Source organism: Psychrobacter sp. PAMC 21119 (genome assembly GCF_000247495.1).
In the GTDB taxonomy this organism is placed as follows: domain Bacteria; phylum Pseudomonadota; class Gammaproteobacteria; order Pseudomonadales; family Moraxellaceae; genus Psychrobacter; species Psychrobacter glaciei.
In genome coordinates, this window is the sequence record NZ_AHVZ01000040.1 from 130484 (window position 1) to 154467 (window position 23984).

The 23984-nt window shown below is 42.9% G+C and carries 21 protein-coding genes and 5 tRNA genes; 7 read left to right on the top strand and 19 right to left on the bottom strand.

Annotated elements, in window-relative coordinates:
* Positions 1 to 166: 166 nt before the first annotated feature.
* From rplL to RH96_RS13390, 17 genes are all read right to left on the bottom strand, one after another.
* Positions 167 to 538 carry a 50S ribosomal protein L7/L12 gene (rplL, locus tag RH96_RS13310; RefSeq protein ID WP_010201714.1) on the bottom strand — a complete coding sequence of 124 codons (372 nt, stop codon included), beginning with the start codon at positions 536 to 538 and terminating at the stop codon, positions 167 to 169.
* A 126-nt stretch (positions 539 to 664) separates the two neighbouring features.
* A complete protein-coding gene (rplJ, locus tag RH96_RS13315; RefSeq protein ID WP_010201715.1) occupies positions 665 to 1192 on the bottom strand; it encodes a 50S ribosomal protein L10 in 528 nt (175 codons plus the stop codon).
* 431 nt (positions 1193 to 1623) lie between these two features.
* Positions 1624 to 2325: a 50S ribosomal protein L1 gene (gene rplA / locus RH96_RS13320; RefSeq protein ID WP_010201716.1), complete on the bottom strand. Its 702-nt coding sequence runs from the start codon at positions 2323 to 2325 to the stop codon at positions 1624 to 1626.
* Positions 2326 to 2757, bottom strand: a complete 432-nt coding sequence (rplK, locus tag RH96_RS13325) for a 50S ribosomal protein L11 (protein ID WP_010201717.1) — start codon at positions 2755 to 2757, stop codon at positions 2326 to 2328. It abuts the gene before it with no gap.
* A gap of 89 nt (positions 2758 to 2846) precedes the next feature.
* Positions 2847 to 3377, bottom strand: coding sequence for a transcription termination/antitermination protein NusG (gene nusG, locus RH96_RS13330; RefSeq protein WP_010201718.1), 531 nt, complete (start codon positions 3375 to 3377; stop codon positions 2847 to 2849).
* A 57-nt stretch (positions 3378 to 3434) separates the two neighbouring features.
* Positions 3435 to 3923, bottom strand: a complete 489-nt coding sequence (secE, locus tag RH96_RS13335) for a preprotein translocase subunit SecE (RefSeq protein WP_010201719.1) — start codon at positions 3921 to 3923, stop codon at positions 3435 to 3437.
* A 51-nt stretch (positions 3924 to 3974) separates the two neighbouring features.
* Positions 3975 to 4050 (bottom strand) — tRNA-Trp (locus RH96_RS13340).
* Positions 4051 to 4359: 309 nt separating this feature from the next.
* Positions 4360 to 5550: an elongation factor Tu gene (gene tuf, locus RH96_RS13345; RefSeq protein ID WP_010201720.1), complete on the bottom strand. Its 1191-nt coding sequence runs from the start codon at positions 5548 to 5550 to the stop codon at positions 4360 to 4362.
* Positions 5551 to 5986: 436 nt separating this feature from the next.
* Positions 5987 to 6061, bottom strand: a tRNA-Thr gene (locus RH96_RS13350).
* A 119-nt stretch (positions 6062 to 6180) separates the two neighbouring features.
* Positions 6181 to 6254: transfer RNA gene (locus RH96_RS13355), tRNA-Gly, on the bottom strand.
* 82 nt (positions 6255 to 6336) lie between these two features.
* Positions 6337 to 6420, bottom strand: a tRNA-Tyr gene (locus RH96_RS13360).
* A 67-nt stretch (positions 6421 to 6487) separates the two neighbouring features.
* Positions 6488 to 6563: transfer RNA gene (locus tag RH96_RS13365), tRNA-Thr, on the bottom strand.
* A 193-nt stretch (positions 6564 to 6756) separates the two neighbouring features.
* Positions 6757 to 8253 (bottom strand): anthranilate synthase component I, encoded by a 1497-nt coding sequence (locus RH96_RS13370; RefSeq protein ID WP_010201721.1) that lies wholly within the window; start codon positions 8251 to 8253, stop codon positions 6757 to 6759.
* Positions 8254 to 8448: 195 nt separating this feature from the next.
* The gene (locus RH96_RS13375) at positions 8449 to 9795 is read right to left on the bottom strand and encodes an FHA domain-containing protein (RefSeq protein WP_010201722.1); all 1347 of its coding nucleotides are present in this window, start codon (positions 9793 to 9795) and stop codon (positions 8449 to 8451) included.
* A 79-nt stretch (positions 9796 to 9874) separates the two neighbouring features.
* A complete protein-coding gene (locus RH96_RS13380; RefSeq protein WP_010201723.1) occupies positions 9875 to 10729 on the bottom strand; it encodes an RsiV family protein in 855 nt (284 codons plus the stop codon).
* 455 nt (positions 10730 to 11184) lie between these two features.
* Positions 11185 to 12780, bottom strand: coding sequence for a peptide chain release factor 3 (locus RH96_RS13385; protein ID WP_010201724.1), 1596 nt, complete (start codon positions 12778 to 12780; stop codon positions 11185 to 11187).
* 190 nt (positions 12781 to 12970) lie between these two features.
* Positions 12971 to 13876: a hypothetical protein gene (locus RH96_RS13390; RefSeq protein WP_010201725.1), complete on the bottom strand. Its 906-nt coding sequence runs from the start codon at positions 13874 to 13876 to the stop codon at positions 12971 to 12973.
* A 298-nt stretch (positions 13877 to 14174) separates the two neighbouring features.
* Here RH96_RS13390 and RH96_RS13395 point away from each other — a divergent pair, with 298 nt between their 5' ends.
* The 4 genes from RH96_RS13395 to RH96_RS15395 all read left to right on the top strand — a co-directional run bounded on the left by RH96_RS13395 (position 14175) and on the right by RH96_RS15395 (position 18539).
* Positions 14175 to 14588 (top strand): Ohr family peroxiredoxin, encoded by a 414-nt coding sequence (locus RH96_RS13395; RefSeq protein WP_010201726.1) that lies wholly within the window; start codon positions 14175 to 14177, stop codon positions 14586 to 14588.
* Positions 14589 to 14927: 339 nt separating this feature from the next.
* Positions 14928 to 17906 (top strand): DNA polymerase I, encoded by a 2979-nt coding sequence (polA, locus tag RH96_RS13400; protein ID WP_010201727.1) that lies wholly within the window; start codon positions 14928 to 14930, stop codon positions 17904 to 17906.
* Positions 17907 to 18028: 122 nt separating this feature from the next.
* Positions 18029 to 18364, top strand: coding sequence for a WG repeat-containing protein (locus RH96_RS15155; RefSeq protein ID WP_010201728.1), 336 nt, complete (start codon positions 18029 to 18031; stop codon positions 18362 to 18364).
* Entirely contained in the window at positions 18315 to 18539 is a 225-nt protein-coding gene (locus tag RH96_RS15395; RefSeq protein WP_202801466.1) for a WG repeat-containing protein, read from the top strand. Before RH96_RS15155 ends, RH96_RS15395 begins: the two co-directional genes overlap by 50 nt.
* Here RH96_RS15395 and RH96_RS13410 read toward each other — a convergent pair.
* Entirely contained in the window at positions 18536 to 19312 is a 777-nt protein-coding gene (locus tag RH96_RS13410; RefSeq protein WP_010201729.1) for a hypothetical protein, read from the bottom strand. The genes RH96_RS15395 and RH96_RS13410 overlap by 4 nt on opposite strands.
* A 92-nt stretch (positions 19313 to 19404) precedes the next feature.
* Here RH96_RS13410 and RH96_RS13415 point away from each other — a divergent pair, with 92 nt between their 5' ends.
* The 3 genes from RH96_RS13415 (at position 19405) to RH96_RS13425 (ending at position 22445) form a co-directional block, all read left to right on the top strand.
* Positions 19405 to 20451, top strand: a complete 1047-nt coding sequence (locus RH96_RS13415) for a hypothetical protein (protein ID WP_010201730.1) — start codon at positions 19405 to 19407, stop codon at positions 20449 to 20451.
* 365 nt (positions 20452 to 20816) lie between these two features.
* Positions 20817 to 21365 carry a hypothetical protein gene (locus RH96_RS13420; protein WP_141629770.1) on the top strand — a complete coding sequence of 183 codons (549 nt, stop codon included), beginning with the start codon at positions 20817 to 20819 and terminating at the stop codon, positions 21363 to 21365.
* A 294-nt stretch (positions 21366 to 21659) separates the two neighbouring features.
* Positions 21660 to 22445, top strand: a complete 786-nt coding sequence (locus RH96_RS13425; RefSeq protein ID WP_010201732.1) for an SDR family NAD(P)-dependent oxidoreductase — start codon at positions 21660 to 21662, stop codon at positions 22443 to 22445.
* A gap of 65 nt (positions 22446 to 22510) precedes the next feature.
* Here the strand turns inward: RH96_RS13425 and RH96_RS14660 are convergent, their stop codons facing one another.
* Complete coding sequence (locus RH96_RS14660; protein ID WP_010201733.1) at positions 22511 to 23821, bottom strand: NosD domain-containing protein; 1311 nt, start codon at positions 23819 to 23821, stop codon at positions 22511 to 22513.
* Positions 23822 to 23984 lie beyond the last annotated feature (163 nt).

Below are 23984 nucleotides of genomic sequence, written 5' to 3' on the forward strand. Positions count from 1 at the left end.
GTGTTTATTTGCATAGCTATCGTCTGTCCTTTTGATGGGTATCCACCGTGTTGTTGCATACGTATGTTGGCAGACACAAAAGGTCAAGCTACGAATTATAATAAAAAAAAGCTGGCAATGCAAGGCATTACCAGCTTTTTTTGTACAACACTAAGATAAGCTCAGCTTATTTTAGTTCAACAGTTGCACCAGCTTCTTCAAGTTTCTTTTTCAACTCTTCAGCTTCAGCTTTGTTAACGCCTTCTTTGATTGGAGCTGGAGCGCTTTCAACCAAATCTTTCGCTTCTTTCAAGCCAAGACCAGTAGCTTCACGTACGGCTTTAATTACGCCAACTTTCTTCTCGCCAAAGCTGGCAAGAACTACGTCAAACTCGTCTTTTTCTTCAGCAGCAGCAGCAGCAGGGCCAGCAGCAGCAGGTGCAGCAGCAACAGCAGCTGTTACGCCGAATTTTTCTTCCATGTCGCTGATTAACTCAACGATATCCATTACTGACATTTCAGCGATTGCGTTTAACACATCATCTTTAGATAGTGCCATGAGAACTCTCCGTTATCTGATAAAATTTAATTGATTTTAATATCGCTTTGATTGTTTGCCAAATGTTCAAATAGTGTTGGCAATAAAGTACAATCAGCGATGTCAAAGTTACGTTAAAACAAGCAATTAAGCAGCTTCTTTTGCGTCTTTGATTGCCGCTACAGTGCGAACGAACTTGCCAGGAACAGCGTTCATAGTCTGGACAAGCTTGGTCACTGGTGCATTCATAGTAGCCATCAAGATAGAGATTGCTTCGTCGCGAGTTGGTAGCTTCGATACGCGCTCTAGCTCTTCTGGACCATAAACAACACCACCGACTGATACCAATTTGGTCTCTAAAGCTTTGTTATCTTTGCTAAAGTCGAAAACGACTCGAGCGGCAGATCCCAAATCTTCCATAGAGAAAGCCAAAAGTAGTGGACCAGTCATACGGTCTGACATGCTCTCAAACTTAGTGCCTTCAAAAGCGCGTTTTGCTAGGGTATTTTTTACCACTTTCAAAATCACGCCTTTCTCACGGGCTTGTTCGCGCAGCTTAGTAAGCTTTGCAACACCAATACCGTGATATTCGGCAGCTACTGCTGAGTAAGCATTAGCAGCAACTTCAGACACTTCAGCCACAACTTGTTGTTTTTGCTCTAGCGTTAATGCCATAAGTTGACTCCTTTAATCTTATCAATCCGCTCAGTATTCAATGCTCAACAACCTAAGTTCTCAATGATTGAACGACTGGCTTAGACTGACTTGATACGACACGTTATTTATAAATTCTATAAAAATAAAACCTACTCGTAACGACTGATTACGGCACCGTTATCAGAATGACATCAAGTGATAGATTGAACTATCGGCTCTTATCAACAACTGGGTGGATCACCGTCTGCGTAGGACAACTAAGATTTTCATCTGTGGTCGATTAAAAAAAGCAGCTTGTTATCATATTTAACCATTCGAAAATTGCTATCTATGACACTAAACCACTCTCTACCTACGGTCTTAGACAGCGTAGCATATGCTACGCTGACCTAATTTTTTAGAATTGGTTTGTACTCATTATTCAAAATATTTGAAGAGTGAATACTTAATTATTTAGCAGTGCGATAAGGAACAGCATCAATAGTGATGCCTGGACCCATAGTGCTAGACAAGGTGATTTTCTTAATGAAAGTACCTTTAGACGTAGCAGGTTTAGCACGTTTTAGATCTGTGATTAATGCTTCAGCATTTTGAATAACTTGCTCAGCAGTGAAACCAACTTGACCAATAGTAGTATGAATGATACCTGCTTTGTCTACACGATACTGTGCTTGACCAGCTTTAGCATTTTTCACAGCTTCAGCAACGTTAGGCGTTACTGTACCAACTTTTGGGTTAGGCATTAGGCCACGTGGGCCTAGGATAGTACCTAACTGACCAACAACACGCATTGCATCAGGAGCAGCAATAACGATATCAAAGTCCATGTTGCCAGCTTTGATTTGTTCTGCTAGGTCTTCAAAACCAACGATGTCAGCACCAGCTTCTTTGGCGGCTTCAGCAGCAGCACCTTGAGCAAATACAGCAACGCGTTTGGTTTTACCAGTACCAGCAGGTAGGTTGGTAGCGCCACGAACGACTTGATCAGATTTACGTGGGTCAACGCCCAAGTTTACTGCAATGTCGATAGACTCTTTGAATTTTAGTGCTGGCAAATCGTTTAAGATTTGAACCGCTTCTTCAATCGTGTATAACTTTTCGTTTTCTACACGCTCAGCGATTAACTTTTGACGCTTAGTAAGTTTACTCATTTACACACCCTCCACGGTAATACCCATTGAACGTGCAGTACCAGCGATGGTACGAACAGCAGCATCAAGATCAGCAGCAGTTAAATCTGCATCTTTAGTCTTAACGATATCTTCTAATTGTGCACGATCAACTTTACCGACTTTAGCGGTGTTTGGCGTACCAGAACCTTTAGCGATACCAGCAGCCTTACGTAGTAAGTATGCAGCCGGTGGCGACTTCATGATAAAGGTAAAAGACTTATCGCTATATACAGTGATCTCAGTAGGAATCGGTAGACCCGGCTCTTGGTTTGAGGTTGCAGCGTTAAATTCTTTACAGAATGCCATGATGTTCACGCCTTTTTGACCCAATGCTGGACCAATCGGTGGTGAAGGATTTGCTTTGCCTGCAGGCACTTGCAGTTTGATGTAACCATCAATCTTCTTAGCCATGATACTCTCCTAAATGGGTAATAGCGCCAAATCAACGTGGTATAAACCTTATTGACTAACAGCTCCCCGGTTGATGAATTTTTACGGGTTTAGTCTAGTTTCTCAACTTTACTAAACTCAAGCTCGACCTGAGTCGGTCGATTAAATACGTTTACCGTTAAATGTAGTTTAGACTTTTCATAATCCACTTTTTCAACCAACCCTTTAAAGTCAGTAAATGGACCATCGATAACCAACAACTCTTCGCCCGGCTCAAATAGAGTCTTAGGACGTGGGTCAGTTTCAGTCTGATTCAAACGGTTTAGAATACGATCTGCTTCTACTTGGGTAATTGGCGCTGGTGTTTCAGGTGTACCACCGATGAAACCCATAATACGTGGACAGTCTTTGACGATGTGCCAAGTATTGTCGTTCATTTCCATTTGGATCAATACATAGCCTGGAAAGAATTTACGCTCGCTTTTACGCTTTTTGCCGTCTTTCATTTCGACGACTTCTTCAGTAGGAACCAATACGTCACCGAATGATTCAGCGAAGTCACTACGATTAATACGATCAGTTAATGAACGCTGTACTTGCTTTTCATATCCTGAAAACGCTTGGACAATATACCAACGCATGTCACGCTCCTAATCGTTATAAGTAAATTTTGGGTTAATACTCACTAATACGTGCTATTAACCAATAAAGAGGCCAACGAACCAGTTGAAGAAATTATCTAATAACCAAACTAGAAATCCAACAATGGCAATCATCACAAGAACTTGCCAAGTATACTGAAAAGTCTCGTCTTTGCCTGGCCATGTCACGCGGCGTAATTCAACGGCAGCATCTTTTAACAATATTTTAAAAGCGCGACCCTGATGCGTTAATGCTAAACAGACTAAAGCAAATACAATAAGGGCAACGATAATACCAATACGTATCCAGACATCATTGGCAGGCTGCCAATAGCCAGGTAAATATTGATTAACTAACGTCGCCCCAATTAAAACTGCTGCGGCAAGTAGCCACAGAATCACATCTTTCATTGAGCCAGTTTTAGCAACTTCAACAGCCGTCGTTTGATTGCCTGCTGAGATGTGCTGACCTTTAGACAGCATTCCACCAGCACCCGCCTTGGCATCAGATAACTTATTCTCGAGGTTATCTTGATTATTGCTCATAAAGAACTCGCTTCGGAGATGGTGAGGTGTAACAAAGATGTGATAAGAAGATGGCAGGCGATGTAGGACTCGAACCTACAACCCTCGGTTTTGGAGACCGATGCTCTACCAATTGAGCCAATCGCCTATGGGTGTAAAGGACAGCATTATACAATATTGAGCATAAAATGCAAGCCTTTAGCGTTAAAATTGTATATTTTAGCTAATTTTTCTAATCAACAAACGCTCTTTTCATAAAAAACGCTTCGTAAGAAGCAGCATTAATATAACAAGGCAAGCGCTATATTACAATAGGAGACATAGCAGATATGGCATTCAATTTAAATCTCTCTAAGAATTCTAAAACAACCTTCTACTATCCAAAAAAAAGCCACCCTCAATAAAGAGAGCGGCTTTTTCATAACTAACTCATAAGCTCATTACTGAGACTGATAGATTAGTTCAATACATTAGCAACAACACCAGCGCCTACAGTACGGCCGCCTTCACGAATAGCGAAGCGAAGACCTTTGTCCATAGCGATTGGGTGGATAAGCTCTACGCCCATCTCAACGTTATCACCAGGCATAACCATTTCAGTACCATCTTGTAATTGGATTGCGCCAGTTACGTCAGTAGTACGGAAGTAGAACTGTGGACGATAGCCGTTTAGGAATGGTGTGTGACGACCACCCTCTTCTTTGCTCAACACATATACTTCAGCGTCAAACTTAGTGTGAGGCGTGATTGAACCTGGCTTAGCAAGTACTTGGCCACGTTGTACGTCTTCACGCTTAGTACCACGTAGTAGTACGCCACAGTTTTCGCCTGCACGACCTTCGTCAAGCAGTTTACGGAACATCTCTACACCAGTACAGGTGGTTTTTTGAGTGTCACGGATACCGACGATTTCGATTTCGTCACCAACTTTAACGATACCAGATTCAACACGGCCAGTTACAACTGTACCACGACCTGAGATTGAGAATACGTCTTCGATTGGCATTAGGAATGCTTTGTCGATGTCACGCTCTGGCTCTGGGATGTAGGTGTCAAGAACGTTTAGTAGTTCTACGACAGCTGGTTGACCATATTTTTCTTGTGAGCCTTTTAGGGCTTCAGTGGCTGAACCATGGATGATTGGGGTGTCATCACCTGGGAAGTCATAGTCGCTTAGTAATTCACGAACTTCCATTTCTACTAGTTCAAGCAATTCTTCGTCATCAACAACGTCGCACTTGTTCATGAATACGACGATGTACGGTACGCCAACCTGACGCGAAAGCAGGATGTGCTCACGTGTTTGTGGCATAGGGCCGTCAGTGGCTGATACTACTAGGATTGCGCCGTCCATCTGGGCTGCACCGGTGATCATGTTTTTAACATAATCGGCGTGACCTGGGCAATCTACGTGGGCGTAGTGACGTGCTGGGGTGTCATATTCTACGTGTGAGGTGTTGATGGTGATGCCACGTGCTTTTTCTTCTGGGGCTGAGTCAATAGACGCGTAGTCTTTGGCTTCGCCACCTGAGGTGATTGCTGCTACGGTTGCGATAGCGGCTGTTAGGGTTGTTTTACCATGGTCAACGTGTCCGATGGTACCGACGTTGACGTGTGGCTTGCTGCGTTCAAACTTGGCCTTTGCCATGGGTATTTCCTCTTTTTTTGGTGAATCTTTATCAGTCAAAGATCGATGAATAGCTGTTTGACGGCTTATGATGCGTACAAAACCATCAAACCGTTGACGCTATGGCTTATCTACTAAAAATTACTTTATCGTGTTGCTGTTAAATGCTTTAGTAAAATGTAAACACCATACTTTTATATGCAGGCATTATACCTACTTTTCAATCACTAACTTTTCAAGCATTACACTGTATTATATAACATTGTCATTACAGTATTTTTTTGTGAATGCAATTGATTTAGAAATTGACAGCACTAAAAGGCAACACCTCAGTGTCACCCTTAAATTTTTATTTACCGTACCAATTTTTTATTGTTTTCAATATTCTATAGTTTCGATATCGACATAAAGCTGTGTGTTAAAGTAGCAAAGCAAACATAAAAGGCTGAATAATAAATGGAGCTCATATCGAGAATTGAACTCGAGACCTCTCCCTTACCAAGGGAGTGCTCTACCGCTGAGCTATATGAGCATGCTTTTAACAACTACGGTAGCCAACCAGTGGGTTGCACTAAAAAAAATATCACGATACAGCAATAATATACTGACTGTCGTGATGAATGTTTAATAGTTTTTGCGATTGTGCCTATATGGAGCGGGTGGCGGGAATCGAACCCGCGTCATTAGCTTGGAAGGCTAAGGTGTTACCATTATACCACACCCGCATTTACTCTTCTGTAAGCTCACTCTAATAAAGAGTGATTATATATCGAGTATGCTTGGCGCTATGACAAACTTAAAAAAATATGGTGGTGGGAGAAGGATTCGAACCTTCGAAGCTTTCGCGACAGATTTACAGTCTGTTGGGTTTGACCGCTCCCCAATCCCACCTTAGGTTGCTTTGAATAAAAATGGCTTTAATTCAAGACATATTCATAAAAAGCTACTTTGAGAGAGATGGTGCCGACTGCCGGGATCGAACTGGCGACCTACTGATTACAAGTCAGTTGCTCTACCAACTGAGCTAAGTCGGCTTGTTCTCTCAAAGTGGTGGCTATTCTATCAAATATTTGGACAGACGCAAGCTCTTTTTCATGTTTTTTCTAATTATTTTAATAATAATATTCAAGACATTGATTATATTGCTATTTTTTTCAGATAAAAATTCAAGCTTGATGGCTCTTTATGCTTGCGACTCTTATTTTTGCGATACGACTGACAATATCGCTAACGAATATACAATCCATTACAGGCCATTTTTACCGCTTTTACCAATATAAGTGCTTTTTTATTGGTTTCATCCCACTTCGCCTCTGGCACAGAGTCGGCATTGATCCCTGCCCCTGCTTGGATATGTATTTGGCCACGGCGCATCACTGCTGTTCGGATAGCGATAGCCGTATCCATATTCCCATTCCAGCCCAGATATCCTACTGAGCCCCCAAACACTGTTCGACGCACCGGCTCTATTTTGTCAATGATTTGCATGGCACGAATTTTAGGTGCACCTGATAATGTACCAGCAGGAAAGGTAGCGCAAAACACATCTAGCGTATCTTTATCAGGCAGCACCTTGCCCTCAACATTGGACACAATATGCATGACTTGTGAATAACGCTCGATAGACATCTTTTCAGTGATTTTCACACTGCCATCTGTACAAACACGGCCAATATCCTCGCAGCTTAAATCAATGAACCTTAAATGCTCGGCAGTCTCTTTTTCATCGTTGAGTAGCTCTTGCTCGAGTGCTAGGTCTTCTGCTTTATCTCGGCCACGCTTACGGGTACCAGCCAGTGGACGCACCGTCACTTTGCCGTTTTCGATACGTGACAGGCTTTCAGGAGAAGCGCCAATGATATCAAAACGCTTGTGATCATCAAGCGTATAGCCATGTACCAAAAATAAATAAGGTGATGGATTAAGGTATCGTAGCGCACGATAGACAGCCAGTGAGTCACCTGTATAATCCGCCGTCAAACGCTGTGATGCAACCACTTGCGTCACAGCGCCTTCTTCGATGTGAGCTTTTATCTTTTTGACGTCGCCAACATACTTTTCTACACTTGTCTGCGAGGTAAAAGCTGGAGTCGGCATAACTGGCGCAGATAAATTTGACGGCTCTGTCAACTTCTCTTCGATTTTTTCTAGCTCACGTATGGCCATGCTATAACCATCCTCAGCCTGACAATCAGCATAAACAATAATTGATAAAGTATTTTCTAAATTGTCAAAGACAATGACGCTCATCGAGAGCATCAGCCACATATCTGGCATTAACATCGGATTAGGCGCATCAGACAAGCCTACACTAGGCTCAATGACCCGCACCATGTCATAGCCAAAGTAACCCACCAAACCGCCACTGAAGCTCGGTAATGTGGGAATATCTTTAACTGTTGGCATCTGGTACTGAGCCATTAACTGACGAATATATTCAAATGGATTTTCTACTGACTCGGTATCCGTATGATCGTTTTTTTTGGTCGTCATACTGCCGTCAGCATACTGTACTATCAGATCACTGCCCAAGCCTATCATAGAGTATCGTGCCCAGCGCTCACCACCTACCACGGACTCAAACAGATAAGCAGAACCATTCAAATCACGTACTTTAGAGAATACCGACACGGGCGTTTGCGCATCCATCAAACGCTTTTTTACCAAAGGGGTATGACTAAAGCCTTGATTTTTGAAAGCTTGATATTCTACAAAGGTCATCATAGTAGCTGTCTCTTAACACAGTATTGGCAAAAGGCCATAAACTTAAAAGCAATCTTAAAAAGAGAGTAAAAGTACAATTAAAATATAGCGTCAACACTCTCATGAACGTTGACGCTATAGAACGCTAGTTATAAGTATAAGGACGTTAGCCTTAATGCATCTCAGCATGACATGATGGACATGCCAAAGCTTGGCTTATACACCGCCCATATTGAACAGCCATAGCGCTAAGCCAATGATAAGAATGACGGCAAACACCCATATAAACCAACCACCGCTGGGCTTCTTCTCTACGTATCCAGCATTGGCAGGGTTATCAACGGCTTGATCCATCGCATTATTACCTTTGGTACCGAGATCGTGAGCCTGTCCTAGATTGGCTGTACCCGAAAACTGGGCAGTTGCTGCTTGCTTAGCACGTAAGACGTCCGGATCAGCCTCTTCCTGCAGTTCAGTTTTGGTGGTTTTGTCATGCTCTGCACTGTCTAATGCTGGTTGCTCGACAACGGGCTGTTTGGCTAAAGGCTTATCAGTAGCTAACGGCTTTTCAGTAGCTAAAGGCTTCTCAGCAACAGGCGTCTCAGTTATTGTTTCTTTATGCATGACCTCTTTAGATATGGCATTCTCTTGCTCAGTAATGGGCGTCGGCTCGTCTACTGCGGCGGCGGCAACTGGAGTCGCTTGTACAGGTGTGGTATCCACAGTATCTTTGGCGGTTAAGACTTCTTCGATCATCGTTTCTTTAACGACTGGAGTAGCTGCCTCATTAGTCTTATCAACCTTGCTTTCGGTAATATCAGCTGGTTGAACAGGTGTGCTATCCGAACTATTCGCCGATGACAACACATCTGCAATGATGGTTTCTTTCACGATAGGCTCAACCTCTACAGGCGGCTCAGGATTCACTTCTGGTGTATCAGTAGCCATCTCTGGTTTGTCAGCAACAGTCGGTGTTACCTGCTCTTCTACGATAGGAGACGGACTAATCTCAGAGTCAATGGTTTTGGAAGCAACAGTTTCAGAATCAACACTGCTTGAATCGGCAACGATAGACTCAGCATCATGGGCATTAGTAGAATCTGATGCGAGCACTGGCGCAGCAGTAATATCAACGACAGGTTCGTGGTCAACTATCGGTTCTTCAGCGATGACTGGCTGCTCTACAGATTCATCCACTACAGCTTCATTTACGACACTCAACGGCGTTACTGTGAAGGCAAAACTGGCAAAACCAAGCGTATCATTAGCCTCAAGATGCTTAGACTTATTGCTATCAATACGTTGCTCATTAATAAACGTACCGTTAGATGAGTCCAGATCTTTGACGTACAGCTTACCATTTAGTACGCTCAGCACCGCGTGATTTCGTGATACTTCCTTGCTGCCAAGTACCACATCATTATCACTGCCACGTCCCACAGACAAGCTGTCGCTCACAGTAAGTGCCAGATCACCCAGCGCTACTGTTAAAGCATTGAGACGCCAAGTATCTGTAACTGTTGACGCTGTTGTCGTTGCTGTGTTTTCTATATCGCTCGTCATAACATCGCTCCTTAATTTATTATTAAATATTCAATGGTTTTCTAAAATTTATGACTCATATTATTTCGGGATAAAACGGTTATTTGGGCATGAAACGCGGCTTGATCACACCACCAAGTTTACTGTAAGGGATACTTAAGACTGGCATCCCATAAGCATAAGGCCCAATAGAATAATGTTGATAGCGAATATCGACGCCTTTATCCGTCAATGTGACGTTATCACTCAAGGTAAACGGCCAGTTTTTCTCATAGCTGCTTAGGTCATTATCGACCGTTTTTACCCACGTTTTATAAGCAGCGTAAGCTTGCGCTTCAAAACGTGATTTTTTGCCTGTCTGCAACATATCTGCCAGTTGGATTTGTTTTTTGCCGCTGGCATCGAATATTAAATACTCACTATAGGGCATGCCATGCGCGCCACCTGTAAACACATACGAGTTGATTTCAAACAACTCAAAATCACTCACATGCCCCAAATAATCAGGCGTGACCATCAAATTATACGACCCTGAACTGTCGTTTGGCATATCTATAAATTGTGAGCTCGCAAAGTCATCGATAGCTGCCTTGACAATAGCTGGCGTCGCTCTGGTGTTAATAGATGCTGACTCAGTCGGTTTACTATTGACGACGAAATGATTGATACGGGCATTGGTAATATCGTTTATCCAATCATGATTGGTTTTGAGATACTTAATCTCGATCTCTGGACAATTCTGTCGTTCGGCACATTTCTCTTGCACATCGTTGGGCAACTCATAATCCAAATAATCGGTACTGCTAATGAGATTACCCGCATTAGCTGACAACCCTATTGCCCCAAATAGTAGGCCAGTCACTAACGTACCAACTCGGCGTAGACTGGTCTTTCTCAGTACTAATGATTGGTTGGCTTTTGGTGTGGCGCTACTAGATTGAGGCATGGCTGTCATAATTTTTTCCATAAAAAAACATTGATTAATAATATAATGGTTAATAATATTCTACCGTAACTACTGTGATGTATTGTTGAAACACTGTTTGTGTTTTTGAGGTATTAGGGCTTGTCTTCAATTCACTCGATAGTCATCTAAATGGGCTAAAAATGGCTAAATCTTGCCAAACATCGTCAAATAGCTGGTTAATATCCCGATATTATCTGCGCTATTTTTCTTGTTTGACGGCAATTTATCTCATTTTTATCACCATTTTTGAAATGAAGACACGCCCTAATCTTTTGAAGTACCAGTTTCAAAAGACTGGTTTCAAAATGCTAGTATCGATGTTTATGAGAAGTAGTGATTTAATAACGGACTAAACGACAGGCAATAAAAAAGACACGGCTAGCGTGTCTTTTAAAAGATAGAAAATAGGTTTCAACCATTTGCTCATACTTAAATAACAGATATTAATGCTCGCGAGTATTGCTAAAAGTCACTTCTGGATAACGATCTTGCATCAGCTGCAAGTTGACTCGCGATGGCGCAAGATAGGTCAGATAACCACCGCCATCGATTGATAACTGATCGTGGGCTTTTTTCTTAAACTTGGCCAAGGCCACATCATCATCGCAATGGATCCAACGTACCGTTGCAATCGATACTGGCTCAAAAATACATTGAACCTTATACTCTTCTTTGAGACGATGCGCGACCACTTCAAACTGTAGCACACCCACCGCGCCCAAGATTAAATCGTTGTTAATCTGCGGCATAAAGACCTGCGTTGCGCCCTCTTCACTTAACTGCTGTAGACCTTTTTGTAGAGCCTTAGACTTCAGAGGATCTTTTAGAACGACACGGCGAAACAATTCAGGGGCAAAATGTGGAATACCGGTAAAGTTCAGCTCCTCGCCTTCGGTAAAGCTATCACCAATAGAAATTGTCCCATGATTATGCAGACCAATAATATCACCCGGATAAGCTTCTTCTAGCGCTTCACGGTCACCGGCTAGAAAGGTCAGTGCATCCGCAATACGCACGTCTTTACCCAAGCGTACATGCTTCAGCTTCATGCCCTTTTCGTACTTACCTGAGCACACGCGTAAGAATGCAATGCGGTCACGATGACGCGGATCCATATTGGCCTGAATCTTAAAGACAAAACCTGTAAAGTCTGTCTCAGATGCTGAGACTTCACGCTCAGTAGTCGGATGGGCTTTTGGAGGTGGTGCATATTTCACAAGGGTATCGAGTACCATATTGACACCGAAGTTACCCAGCGCCGTACCGAACAATACTGGCGTCATCTCGCCCGCTAAAAACGCCTCTTCGCTAAAGTCCTCTAGCGCCATTTGTACCAGTTCAAGCGACTCTTCAAAAGCATCAAACATCAGCTTCCCAAGACGCTCGCGTATATCCGGATAATCATAACCGTCGCGGGTCTCAGAGACCGTCATCTTGCCGCCATTACCTTTTTCATAAAGGTAAGTCTTATTTTCGGTCAAATGATAGACGCCAACGAAATCCTGCCCCATACCAATCGGCCACGTCAACGGAATACATTTAATTTTAAGCACCGTTTCAATTTCACTCAGCAGCTCAAGCGGCTCGCGAATCTGACGATCCAACTTGTTCACAAATGAGATAATCGGTGTGTCACGCATGCGGCAAACCTCCATCAATTTGATGGTTCGTTCCTCGACACCTTTCGCACCATCAACCATCATTAGCGCGCTATCGACAGCGGTCAACGTACGATAGGTATCTTCACTAAAGTCGGCGTGACCCGGCGTGTCTAGTAGATTGACCATATGGTCTTGATAAGGGAACTGCATGACTGAAGTGGTGATAGAAATACCACGCTCCTGCTCCATACTCATCCAGTCGGACGTGGCATGACGGTCAGTTTTGCGGCCTTTTACTTCGCCAACCACCTGAATCGCTTGACCCCATAGCAGCAGCTTTTCGGTCATGGTGGTCTTACCCGCATCGGGATGCGAGATAATGGCAAAGGTGCGGCGTTTGGCCACTTCTTTGTTCAATTTCTTTGGATCTACGCTCATAATTTTTGGCTTCAACCTTAACTTCAAAAAGGCTGTCTCTTAGACAGTAACTTTCTTTTGGGTATTAATTTCAATAAATAAAATAAATAATGGGCGTATTGTAGCGGATTTAGCGTGAGGGTGCAGAATTAGCGCATAAAAAAACACTCTCTAGATCGTTAAATAGAGAGTGTCAGTCATTTTTTGGAATTTAATAATAGCGCGTGATTTGCGCTGCCAAGAAGTCCCCTGCCACCTCATTGACTAGCGTACAGTCAACGACACCGCGCACACTGTTGGTATTCGGGTCAATGCGGCCTTGCGCCACATAATCGGCTTCATAAATATCATTATCATATTCAACACCATTGTATCGATAAGCGGGCTGGTTGTTAAACTCAAAAAACGTCACTTGCGCCGCTTTTTGGTCGTTGTCAAAACCCACCCCAAAGCGCGAGGTGCTAAAGTCTCTATCGTCGTTAAAACGTTCTTCGGCCGCCTCAATCCATCTGTTTAGCGTACTATAGCCCGTTTTATTACTGTCACTAAAGGCTAAAAAAGAGCGCTCGCTAGTGACAACTGGAATATAACAAACCGAGCCAGCTGGGAACGTCACATTGGCTGGAATATCAGGATAGTTGTTCAAATCAGTAATGATGCCGCGGCTGTTGTCTATATTGGTGCCAGAACTATAACTACCAGCGTTCAAACCTGCTAAATCAAGGGTTTTATAGGTGGTCTCATAGTTCAATTTATTGTTGCTGTTTGTCTCATAAATAGGACGTTTAACCGTGCGACCATTGACTTCAATATCGTTATTTTCCAGTCTGCCTTCAAAATCATCTGCCAGCACGGTTCTGTCTAAGTTATTAAGACTTTGGTTGTTGTAACTGTTGACCAGATTTTTTATTTTTATTTCACGTCCACCAGTACGGTAGGTCTGTTCGATTCGCGCAATGGCGCTCGCGTTGGCTTGGTTGTCATAGCTATTAGAAAAACTCGTCAGCGTAATCTTATTGCCGCCTGAACCGTAGACACCGTCATCGTCTTCGCCACATCCCACGAGTGCCATCGCGAGCAAGGATAAGGTCATAGGTAAAAATACTGTTGCTTTCATAATAAGGTGTCCTTACGATTAAGATGTTTTACACATCTCTGCTGATAATGTTGGTATGAAAACCATGTTACTAGTTTACATCAATGTCACCATGACTTATATATCTAAAGCCATTAATTGTGTAGCAGGGCTTATTGGTGAATGTTAAAAATATTCTCATTATCCATGCAAATGCTCACTTACAAAGTCGTACCATATAGTTACGACTGACCTATGGAGCTAGGCGCATAGTTTGTTATGCTTAATGGCTGATTGAATTTAATAATTATATAAATAAACCAATTACAAAGGATTTGTTATGAAAACTCTATATTCTACTCAAGCAACCGTTACTGGCGGCCGTGCTGGTAAGGCTAGTCTGCAAGATAGTGATTTGACGATTAATATGGTCGCACCGGGTTCAGGTAAAGACGGTAATAATCCAGAGCAATTATTTGCTATGGGTTATGCGGCTTGCTTCGATGGCGCACTTGCGGCAGTAAAAGGCGAAGAAAAGGCAAAATTTGACTCGACCACTCAAGTATCGGTAGATTTACGTAAAGGTGAAGGTCTAGACTTTCAATTGGCGGTGAAAATTCATGTGGCTGCTGAAAACACTGAGCTATCTGCTGATGAATTTCAAAAGCTGGTCGAAAAAGCCAATAAAGTTTGCCCATACTCGAAAGCCACACACGGTAATATCGACAGCGAAGTGACGTCAGAAGTAAAATAATTCCTGATCAATGACAGTATCAGTAATAGATATAAAAGAGCTCAGTTAACGCTGGGTTCTTTTTTTTCTTAAATTTTGGCCAAAAAATAATAACGCTATAGTGAGTGAAAAGTAGTATCGAACCATCACGCACTGCTGATATCCATTTTTCTTGCTTGCTGTGCCTGCGCAGACATAGGCGACAAAAAATTGATATCAGCCATACCGTCGTGTTTTTAGAATATTTTGACTATAGAACCTATCATAACTTTTAAGCAGTTCGGCACACGTCATTTTTATCGTTATAATAAGCACATATTTCTATCTAATAGCTGATAAGTGACCTCTATGACCGACTCCATGACTGATCCTATGACCGACTCCATTACCGACAGTGACCACAACTCCCATCACGCGATTGATCCTGCCGCTTTGCCAAACTTTGATACCATGCCCAATGTAGCGACCATGGACACCAGTCATGTGGACGGCAATCAGCCCCCTTTTATTTTGGTTGATGGCTCTTACTATCTGTTTCGCACTTATCATGCCTTACCAAAGACCATGCAAAACTCACAAGGCCTGATAACCAATGCCATCCGTGGTACGCTCAATGCGTTACTCAAGCTGATGCGTCGTTATCACCCTACTCATATGGCCGTCTGTTTCGATACCAAGTCACCGACTTTTCGCCACCATATGTCTGCTGATTACAAGGCCGCTCGCCCGCCCATCGATATCGAACTGCTAGAGCAGATTCCTTATATCCATCGCTTGGTGACCGCGTTAGGTATTCCACTGTTGCGCATCGAGGGTGCAGAAGCCGATGACATCATCGGGACACTGGCGCATCGTGCAGTCGAACAAGGTCATCACGTCGTCATCTCCACCGGCGATAAAGACATGATGCAGCTGGTTAATGACTGCGTCATATTAGAAGACAGCTTTACTGGCAAAGTCACGGACACTCAAGCGGTCGTAGACAAACTTGGTATCACGCCAAACCAAATGATTGATTTTCTAACATTGATGGGCGATGCCTCAGACGGTATCAAAGGCGTGCCTGGTATCGGTAAAAAAACAGCAAAAGACCTACTCGTTGAGTATGGCGATATCGGCAATATGTTAAAGCATATTGGCTTTATCAAAGGGCGCGGTGCCAAAGGTTTGATTGAACACGCTGATGACATTCCGTTTAATCGGAAGCTGGCTACCATCGTGACAGACTTAGGTATCGGTCAAGACTGGAATGATTTGAAAATCAATACCGATCCTTGTGCTCATATAGACGAATTGCGCGAATTGTATAATGAGCTTGAGTTTAGAAACGAGCTAGCGTCTCTTGACCACCCAAATCATCCTGCCAATGGCTCGCAGAGTGTCGCTGACAGTCAAGCAGATGCTGAATCACAAGCACAAATCGCTAAGTCGCTACAATCAAGCAAGATGGATAATATCACTGACAGCCAAAATCCTGATAGAGCGTGGCACACGATTTTAGACGAGCCTGCTTTTGACAGCTTAGTTGAATTGTTAGAATCTGCGCCGCATTTTGTTATCGATACCGAAACCACTAGTGTTCATTGGCGTGAGGCACAAATCGTTGGTCTGTCTTTTGCCATGCAAGCCCACGAAGCCTATTATATTCCGCTGACGCATAGTCTAGAAGGTGACGAGCTAACGGCTAAACAGCTCGACCGTGATACCGTTTTGACACGCTTAAAACCTATCTTGGAAAACGCAGATATCGGTAAAATCGGTCAACACCTAAAATACGATGCGCATATTCTCAGTCATTATGATATCGACTTGTTAGGTAGCATTCATGCCAGTCCTAATAATTGGGCGATGGATACTATGCTTGCCAGCTACGTGATTAATGCCGCTATCACTCGTCATGGCATGGATGATTTATCACGCCATTACCTACAAACGCAAACCATCAGCTATGAAGACGTCGCTGGTAAAGGCGCTAAACAAGTTACGTTCGACCAAGTCGCCATCGATATAGCTAGCGACTATGCTTGTGAAGATGCTGACATCACCTATCAGTTATTTGAAGTGTTTAGCGTTGAGCTGGCGAACGATGCCAATAATACCAAGCTGCTACATGAGTTAGAGATTCCAACGGCAGAGATACTTTGTCAAATGGAAGCAAATGGCATTCTCATCAAGCGTCCATTCTTAAACGAATTATCTAAGCGCTTCGATGAAGAAATTATCGCGCTTGAAAAACAGGCTTATGAAATCGCTGGCGAAGAATTTAACTTAGGCTCACCTAAGCAGCTCGGCGAAATGTTATTTGAGAAACTCGGCGTTCCGGGTGGCAAAAAGACCAAATCCGGTCAATACTCTACTGGTGAAGCCATACTATCGAAAATTGATCACCCATTGGTCGATATAACCTTAGAATATCGCGGACTATCTAAACTAAAGAGCACTTATACCGATGCGCTTGATAATGTCGCAGATAGCGAGACTGATCGTGTGCATACCAGCTATCATCAGGCATTGACCAGCACAGGTCGTTTATCTTCAACTGACCCCAATTTACAAAACATTCCCATCCGTACGGCAACTGGTCGCCTAATTCGCCAAGCCTTTATCGCACCAGAAGGTCGCGTAATTCTCGCAGCGGATTATTCACAAATTGAATTGCGTTTGATGGCACATTTCTCAGGCGATAATAATTTAACGCATGCCTTTAACGAAGGGTTAGATATTCATGCTGCGACTGCCGCCGAAGTACTTGGCAAAGAGGTCGTAGATGTCACGCCAACTGAGCGCCGTAATGCCAAAGCCATCAATTTTGGACTACTGTATGGCATGAGTGCCTTTGGACTTGCCAAGCAATTGCAAATGAGCCGCAATGAGGCGCAAGACTATATCGACATGTACTTTGATCGCTATCCGGGTGTGAAAAACTATATGATCAATACGCGCGCCAGCGCTCACGAACAAGGCTATGTCGAGACAATATTGGGCCGCAAGCTTTATACCCCTGATATCACCCATAGCAACCGCATGGTTAAGCAAGGCGCTGAACGTGCGGCGATTAATGCGCCACTACAAGGCTCAGCGGCTGATCTAATTAAGCTTGCTATGATTGCCGTCGATAAGGTATTGCCAAAAGAGCAAGCTAAGATGCTGCTACAAGTCCATGATGAATTGGTGTTCGAAGTCGATGCCGATAAGGTCGATGAGATTAGCCAGTTGATTACCGATGCAATGCAAGATGTCTTAAGGACGACAGCCGTGGAAAAAGGCTGGAATGTAGACTTTGCAGTGCCATTATTGGTCGAGACTGATAGCGGTCAAAACTGGGATGAGGCGCATTAAGCGTTTTTGTAGAATAAAACAGTTCAAGACCTAACGTTTTTATTTTATAGGATATGGGCTGTTCTTTAGATTGCCCATATCATACCCAATCGATAGTATCTAATTCGTAGGAGCTGACGTTGATGACTAAGGATTCCGTTATCAAACAATTATTGACCACGCTCATCCTAGCTTTTAGCTTGTCTTTAAGTAATTACGCAATAGCATGCGGATTATTGCCAGGATATAAGTTGTCGAAGGGAGTAAGTTGGGGTGAGCTATGTGACTTCAATGAAGGTTTAGCAAGTGCTCAGAAAGATGGGGAATATGGTTTTATTGATAAACAAGCCAATATCATCGTTCCATTCAATTATAACTTTACTGCTGAGTTTTCTGAAGGACTCGCCATCGTTAAAAAAAATGAACATCATGGATACATCAACAAAAAAAACCCAAGTCATTATTCCGATAATATATGATGATATCAGACCTTTTTCTGAAAGTAAGGCGGCTGTAAGAAAGGATGAACTGTGGGGTTATATTGATAGCAGTGGAAAGACTGTTGTACCCTTAAACTATCTGAATGCTGGTTCGTTTCATAATGGCTTGGCAGTCGTGGCAAAAGAGAAAGATAATAATAATTTTTCATCTTAACTTTTATCATCTGGCAAGTTAAACGTCTGTGTCTGCTCGTTGAACTCTACAATAAAGCTATCTGTACCTTTATCCAGACTAGAGGGTATTGGCTCGTAGTTGTTATCATAAAGACCGTGTTCGTAATCGACAGTGACTTTTAAGGGATAAAAGCCTTGAGTCATAACCCCACCTGTATTGATACTAACATCACTTTCAGCTTCACCATATGACGGTTTACTCATCAGCTCATACGAATAATCTAAATCCAATCTTGCCACTTCTTCGACTTTACCACTTGTCATAGCAGCGTACATACTCCAAGAACAATTGGTTTGACCACCTGCACCGGAGCCACAAAACTTACCTACCCAACCGTACCTATCAGCACCCACTTCTCTTAAATCAAAATCTATCAGCTGACTTCTACCCGCTCCGCCATTTTTTATATAAGGACTGCTTGAAGAGACGACCCAAGAATTGCCTAGCTTATAAAGAATGAATAAACCGCCAAGTCCTGGTGTCACTCGTGCACCATCTTCCACCGTATCACCAGAAACCAATACATATAAAGTATCTATTCCCTTGATGTTTTTAAATTCATAATGCTTAGGAGCAAGGCAATAGATTTCTGAGCCGTCATCATATAAGGTACAACCACGCAACTTATCATAGCTTGAACTGTAATAAACACTCATAATTTTTTCAACCGCTTGCCTGACATCAAGAGATATTTCAGCATGTGCTGAAGGCAAGACTATCAGAAACAAGCTTACAATGATTAAAACTTTCATATAATGGCGCCTCTATATGTATGTGCTTAACGACCTATGGCATAATACTTTTGTTTGTCCTTTTTAGCTACCCAAAGTAATTGAAGCTCTCCATGATTAAACCAGCAAATCTCAACACCATTACCCTTTACACACTTGCCAGCTTAAGTTTATGCACGCAAGCATGGGCGGATACTACGTCCACCACAGAGCCGAAAGTCGAACTGCCAAAATCTGACACGGCTTCGTTATCTCATGATGCTAACTCTAATCGAGATGAAAACTTCAATCAATTTGGCTATCGACCTCAACCTACCGAAACATCTGCCGAGCAGTTTGCTCCATCAGTACAAGGAGCACAAAACTGGACGGACGAACGCCGTGAAGATGTCCAAGAGCAGCTGCATGAATGGGCGCACAAAATGGACGGTTGGTTCGGCGAACCGGATCCCAAAAAACCCGCCAAAGCCAGTTTACGAGTTGTACTAGATACCCGCTGGGTCAACGATCCACAATCAGGCAGTGACGTGAGCGTTGAACCTAGGATTCGCGGCCGCTTACGATTGCCAGTGTTAGAAAAAAGATTGAGCCTGATTATCGGTGATGAAGATTTGGATGAGGATACTTTCTTAAAACAGAATGTGACGGGCGATACTTACCAAGCAAGTGCCAGTAACCAAGATGGACTCGTCAACAGGAGAAAAACGCGAGAAGACAATGGTTCTATCGCCATTCGTTGGTCACGTTTTAGTCATGAGGTTGAGCAGCAGTTAGGGGTCAAAACAGATATCGATGTCGGGGTTCGCTCGCTCGATGACTTATACGTAAAAATGAGCGTCGATAAAGACTGGTATGACAACAAAAAATGGACTGTCACTAGTAATAGTTACTATCGTTATGGACTCGATAGTGAGCACTATGCGAAAGGCGGGCTAAATCTGCAATATGGCACAAATGCTGAGCGGTTCATCAATAATCGCACCGCCATCCGTTATCGCAATCAAGACAATGAAGAAAGCACGGACTGGAGCAACGATCTCAGACAAGTGCACTATTTGGGCAATGAAAAACAGTTGGCTTATGGTGTCTCTACTGGCGGTTACTTTGACCATGATAAATCAACATTAAACAGCTATGGCCCTGCTATAAGCTACCGCTAACCTGTCTGGCGAGAGTGGCTTTATGTACAAACAGAGCTAAATTATTACAATGATAAAACAGCGGATAAGGACCATTACCCGTCAGCATTATTACGGATGGAAGCCTTATTTTAACCCTACTATCTATTGAATTGGTTGTATCATCATAGGTATAAATAGCCGATAGCAATGTGCACAACGAAGAGCATTTGTTTGCTTGTATTAACAATGATATATGACTCATTAGTTATATTAAATAACGTTATAGCACTGACATTGGCGTTATAATAGCGGCTTATTACGTTACCTGTAATTAAATTAATTTCGGTCTAAAGTGAGCCTTTGTGCTCACTTTTTTTATTTTAAAAAACCAGGAGATTTTTATTTTGAGTTCAGATGGCATCATCGAAGCCCCCGGTATCATTATTTTATTCGCCTGTCTGCTACGTTGTGTGCAGTATTTACTACAAAGCTCTACCCCAAATACTTTTAAACAGATTCGAGCTTTTTGGTTGGCATCGGTGCTGGTATTCTTTGCTGTGATACGCCGTGAGTTAAATTATCTACCAGACTTATTGGTTCCCACTGACTTTGTATTGTTCAGCCATTCTTATGACTGGTGGGAAGACCTCGTCCTGACCATCGTTTATGTGCTGATCGTTGGTTTATTGGCTTATTCATGGCGTTATCTTTGGGCAATATTAAAAAAAGTACCCGTTTCTTTGTATTTTAGCGTCGCCGCCTTGGCATTATTAGAATATATGGGCGAAAACGCCATTATGATTCCCGAAGCTTTTGGTGTCGTTACAGAAGAGCTGTCAGAGACTGCTATTTATGGCATTGCCTTGATTTATTTGTGGCGCTTAAACTTAAACGAGTACGACTGTCAAGCAAAAGAGACGAGCGAGCTGCATTGTCAAACGGCTTCACACTAACGCAGAGTGTCTCTGCTAACAGTGATAACTACTCTTTATATTAATTACCATGCGCCCTACATCAATAGTTATACTCTCTAGCAAAATACATTTAGACGAATTTGTTATACTATAGTCGGTTCAATTTAAAAATAGTACAAGGCAACCGAGTGTAGATGTATATTTAATACTTCAAGCGAGGCTAACGCAGTAATATTATTATAGTGGAATGACTATAATAATAAGTCCGAGGGATAAGCATCCTAGTATACGACCTCGATTTACTCATGATTAATAACGATTAAGTCACTTATTATGAATATATTGATTACAGGCGCATCACGTGGTATCGGCTTGGCCACCGCCAAAAAGCTGGCGGAAAAAGACCATCATATTGGGTTATTTGCGACCAATACTGCTACCCTTGAAAGCGCCATTAAAGACAAATCTTTTAAAAAAGCCGTCAAACAACAGCGTATTATCACAGGTCAGTTGGATGTCACCCAGCCTGACTCGTGGGACAATGCGATCAATCAAATGATTGAACATTTCGGTGGTATTGATGCACTCATTAATAATGCTGGGGTGCTGGTCAGTGGCGCATTGCCAACGACCAACTTGGATGAGCAACTGGCTTTGATTGACGTCAACTGTAAAGGTGTTTTGATTGGCTGTCATAAACTGGCGCCTTATCTGGCTGATAGCAAAGACGGCAAAATTATCAATGTGTCCTCTGCTTCTGCTATCTATGGTCAACCCGAAGTCGCGACTTATGCGGCCAGCAAATTTTTTGTGCGGGGTCTCACAGAAGGCCTCAATATTGAATACGAAAAATTGGGTATCAAGGTGATCGATGTGATGCCGCTGTGGGTCAAATCTGACATGACTGCCGACATCGAAGTGACCAGTATGGATCGCTTGGGCATCCATCTAACGGTCAACGATGTCGCCAAAACATTGTGTAAACTGACGACCAGCCCCAATCGTAAACTCAAAAGTACGCATTACTCTGTGGGCATGCCAGCAAAACTCTTTCAAGCAGTCTCGCAAGTCACGCCAGATTCTGTAATCCGCTGGGTCAATACCAAGGTTGGTGCTTAATAACAACATCACCTATTCGTTATACTGTTATTGACCGGTAATGCTTATTTAATATAAAACCACACTTACGGCTGCTCAATATGAGTAGCCGTTTTGCTTGCCTCACGAATTTTTATGGCTTGCTCAGTGGTCTTATCAATAAAAACATTGTTGCTGATAACCGTCCCTTTTATCACCCCTGCTGCGCTTTGTTCACGAATCTCAGAACCAACACTGATAGGTAAGCGGACGTTTGCTGCGAACTTATTGCCCTTAATCAGCGTGCCGTCATCCTCTACGATTATCCCCTGCTCGACTTGCTCAAAACGGTTATTAATGATCTGATTGTCTTTAGCACTGTCTAAATGATAGCTGGCAAATGGCGTTTGCTTAACCAAATAAGCACCGCATTCAAAACCTTTCAGATTGCGCGACTGTCTGGATGCCACCCATACACCAACTGGCTCATCTTCAAAATTATTGTTGGCGATAATATTGTCACGGCTCGATTCAGTACGTTTAAAATGGTTGCCCCGCGTCGGGTCATCGGCGTGCTCAAAGCAATTGCGATATAACAATATACTGCCTGCGCCATTATGGATAAATTGATTGTTTTCGATACGATTATTGCTCGATGAATCAACGGCGATAGCTTCACGATTGGGTTTAAACGTACGAAAACCATTCCCGACAAACACAGAGTTTTTAATCACGTTATCGCGACTACCAAACTCTAAATAGAGCCCAACGGTGCCTGCGTTTTGGACATGCACTTTATCAAAAGTGATGTCATACACATGATCGCCGACGAACATCCCGCTATTGATACTATTGCGACTGCTGACATTAATGACTCGGATATTACTTGGCGCAAGAGCACGGTTGGCAGCAGGCTTAATAAAGCCGCGCGCGTAACGCTGGTTGGGATTGCTATATTGGCGAATGTGCAGCGCATGACCGTAGCCCTCCACATGACAATTGGCAACGGCAATATTGTCGATAGCCACATCCGCTTTAGGCTTAATGGTAATAGCACTAGCTTTTGATGGGTCATCAGCCGTGGTACTAAGCCGTGCGCCTCGACAGTCGAGTGAGCTGTTTGAGTGGTTTAGCTCAAAACGTATCGACTTGCCTGTCAAATCACAGCCGTTACTGAGTGCGCTATGACCTTTTACCGTCACTGTCTGCTTAGGTTTCAATGGTGCACAATTTATTATCGTCGTAGCTTTTGGTAGCTTGGCATCGATTATAAGCGGCGGCTGTACATGACTCGTTTCTCTCATGGCCTCAGGATTAATAAAAGGCAAACGTTCGCAAGCTGTCATGCCTACCGTGACACCCATCAATGAGGCTGTTATTAACGAGAATGTGAGTAAACCCTTCTTGCTGGCGACCATTAAGCACCTCTTATTTATTGTCCGTCTTACATTTTTTGAACATCCTGTGACACCTTACTACTATCAGTAGCTATCATAACGCGTCACACTAACTTTGATAAATGAATCTTGATAAACAAAATCAACAATAACAGCTGATAATTATCTAATAATAACCACCAAT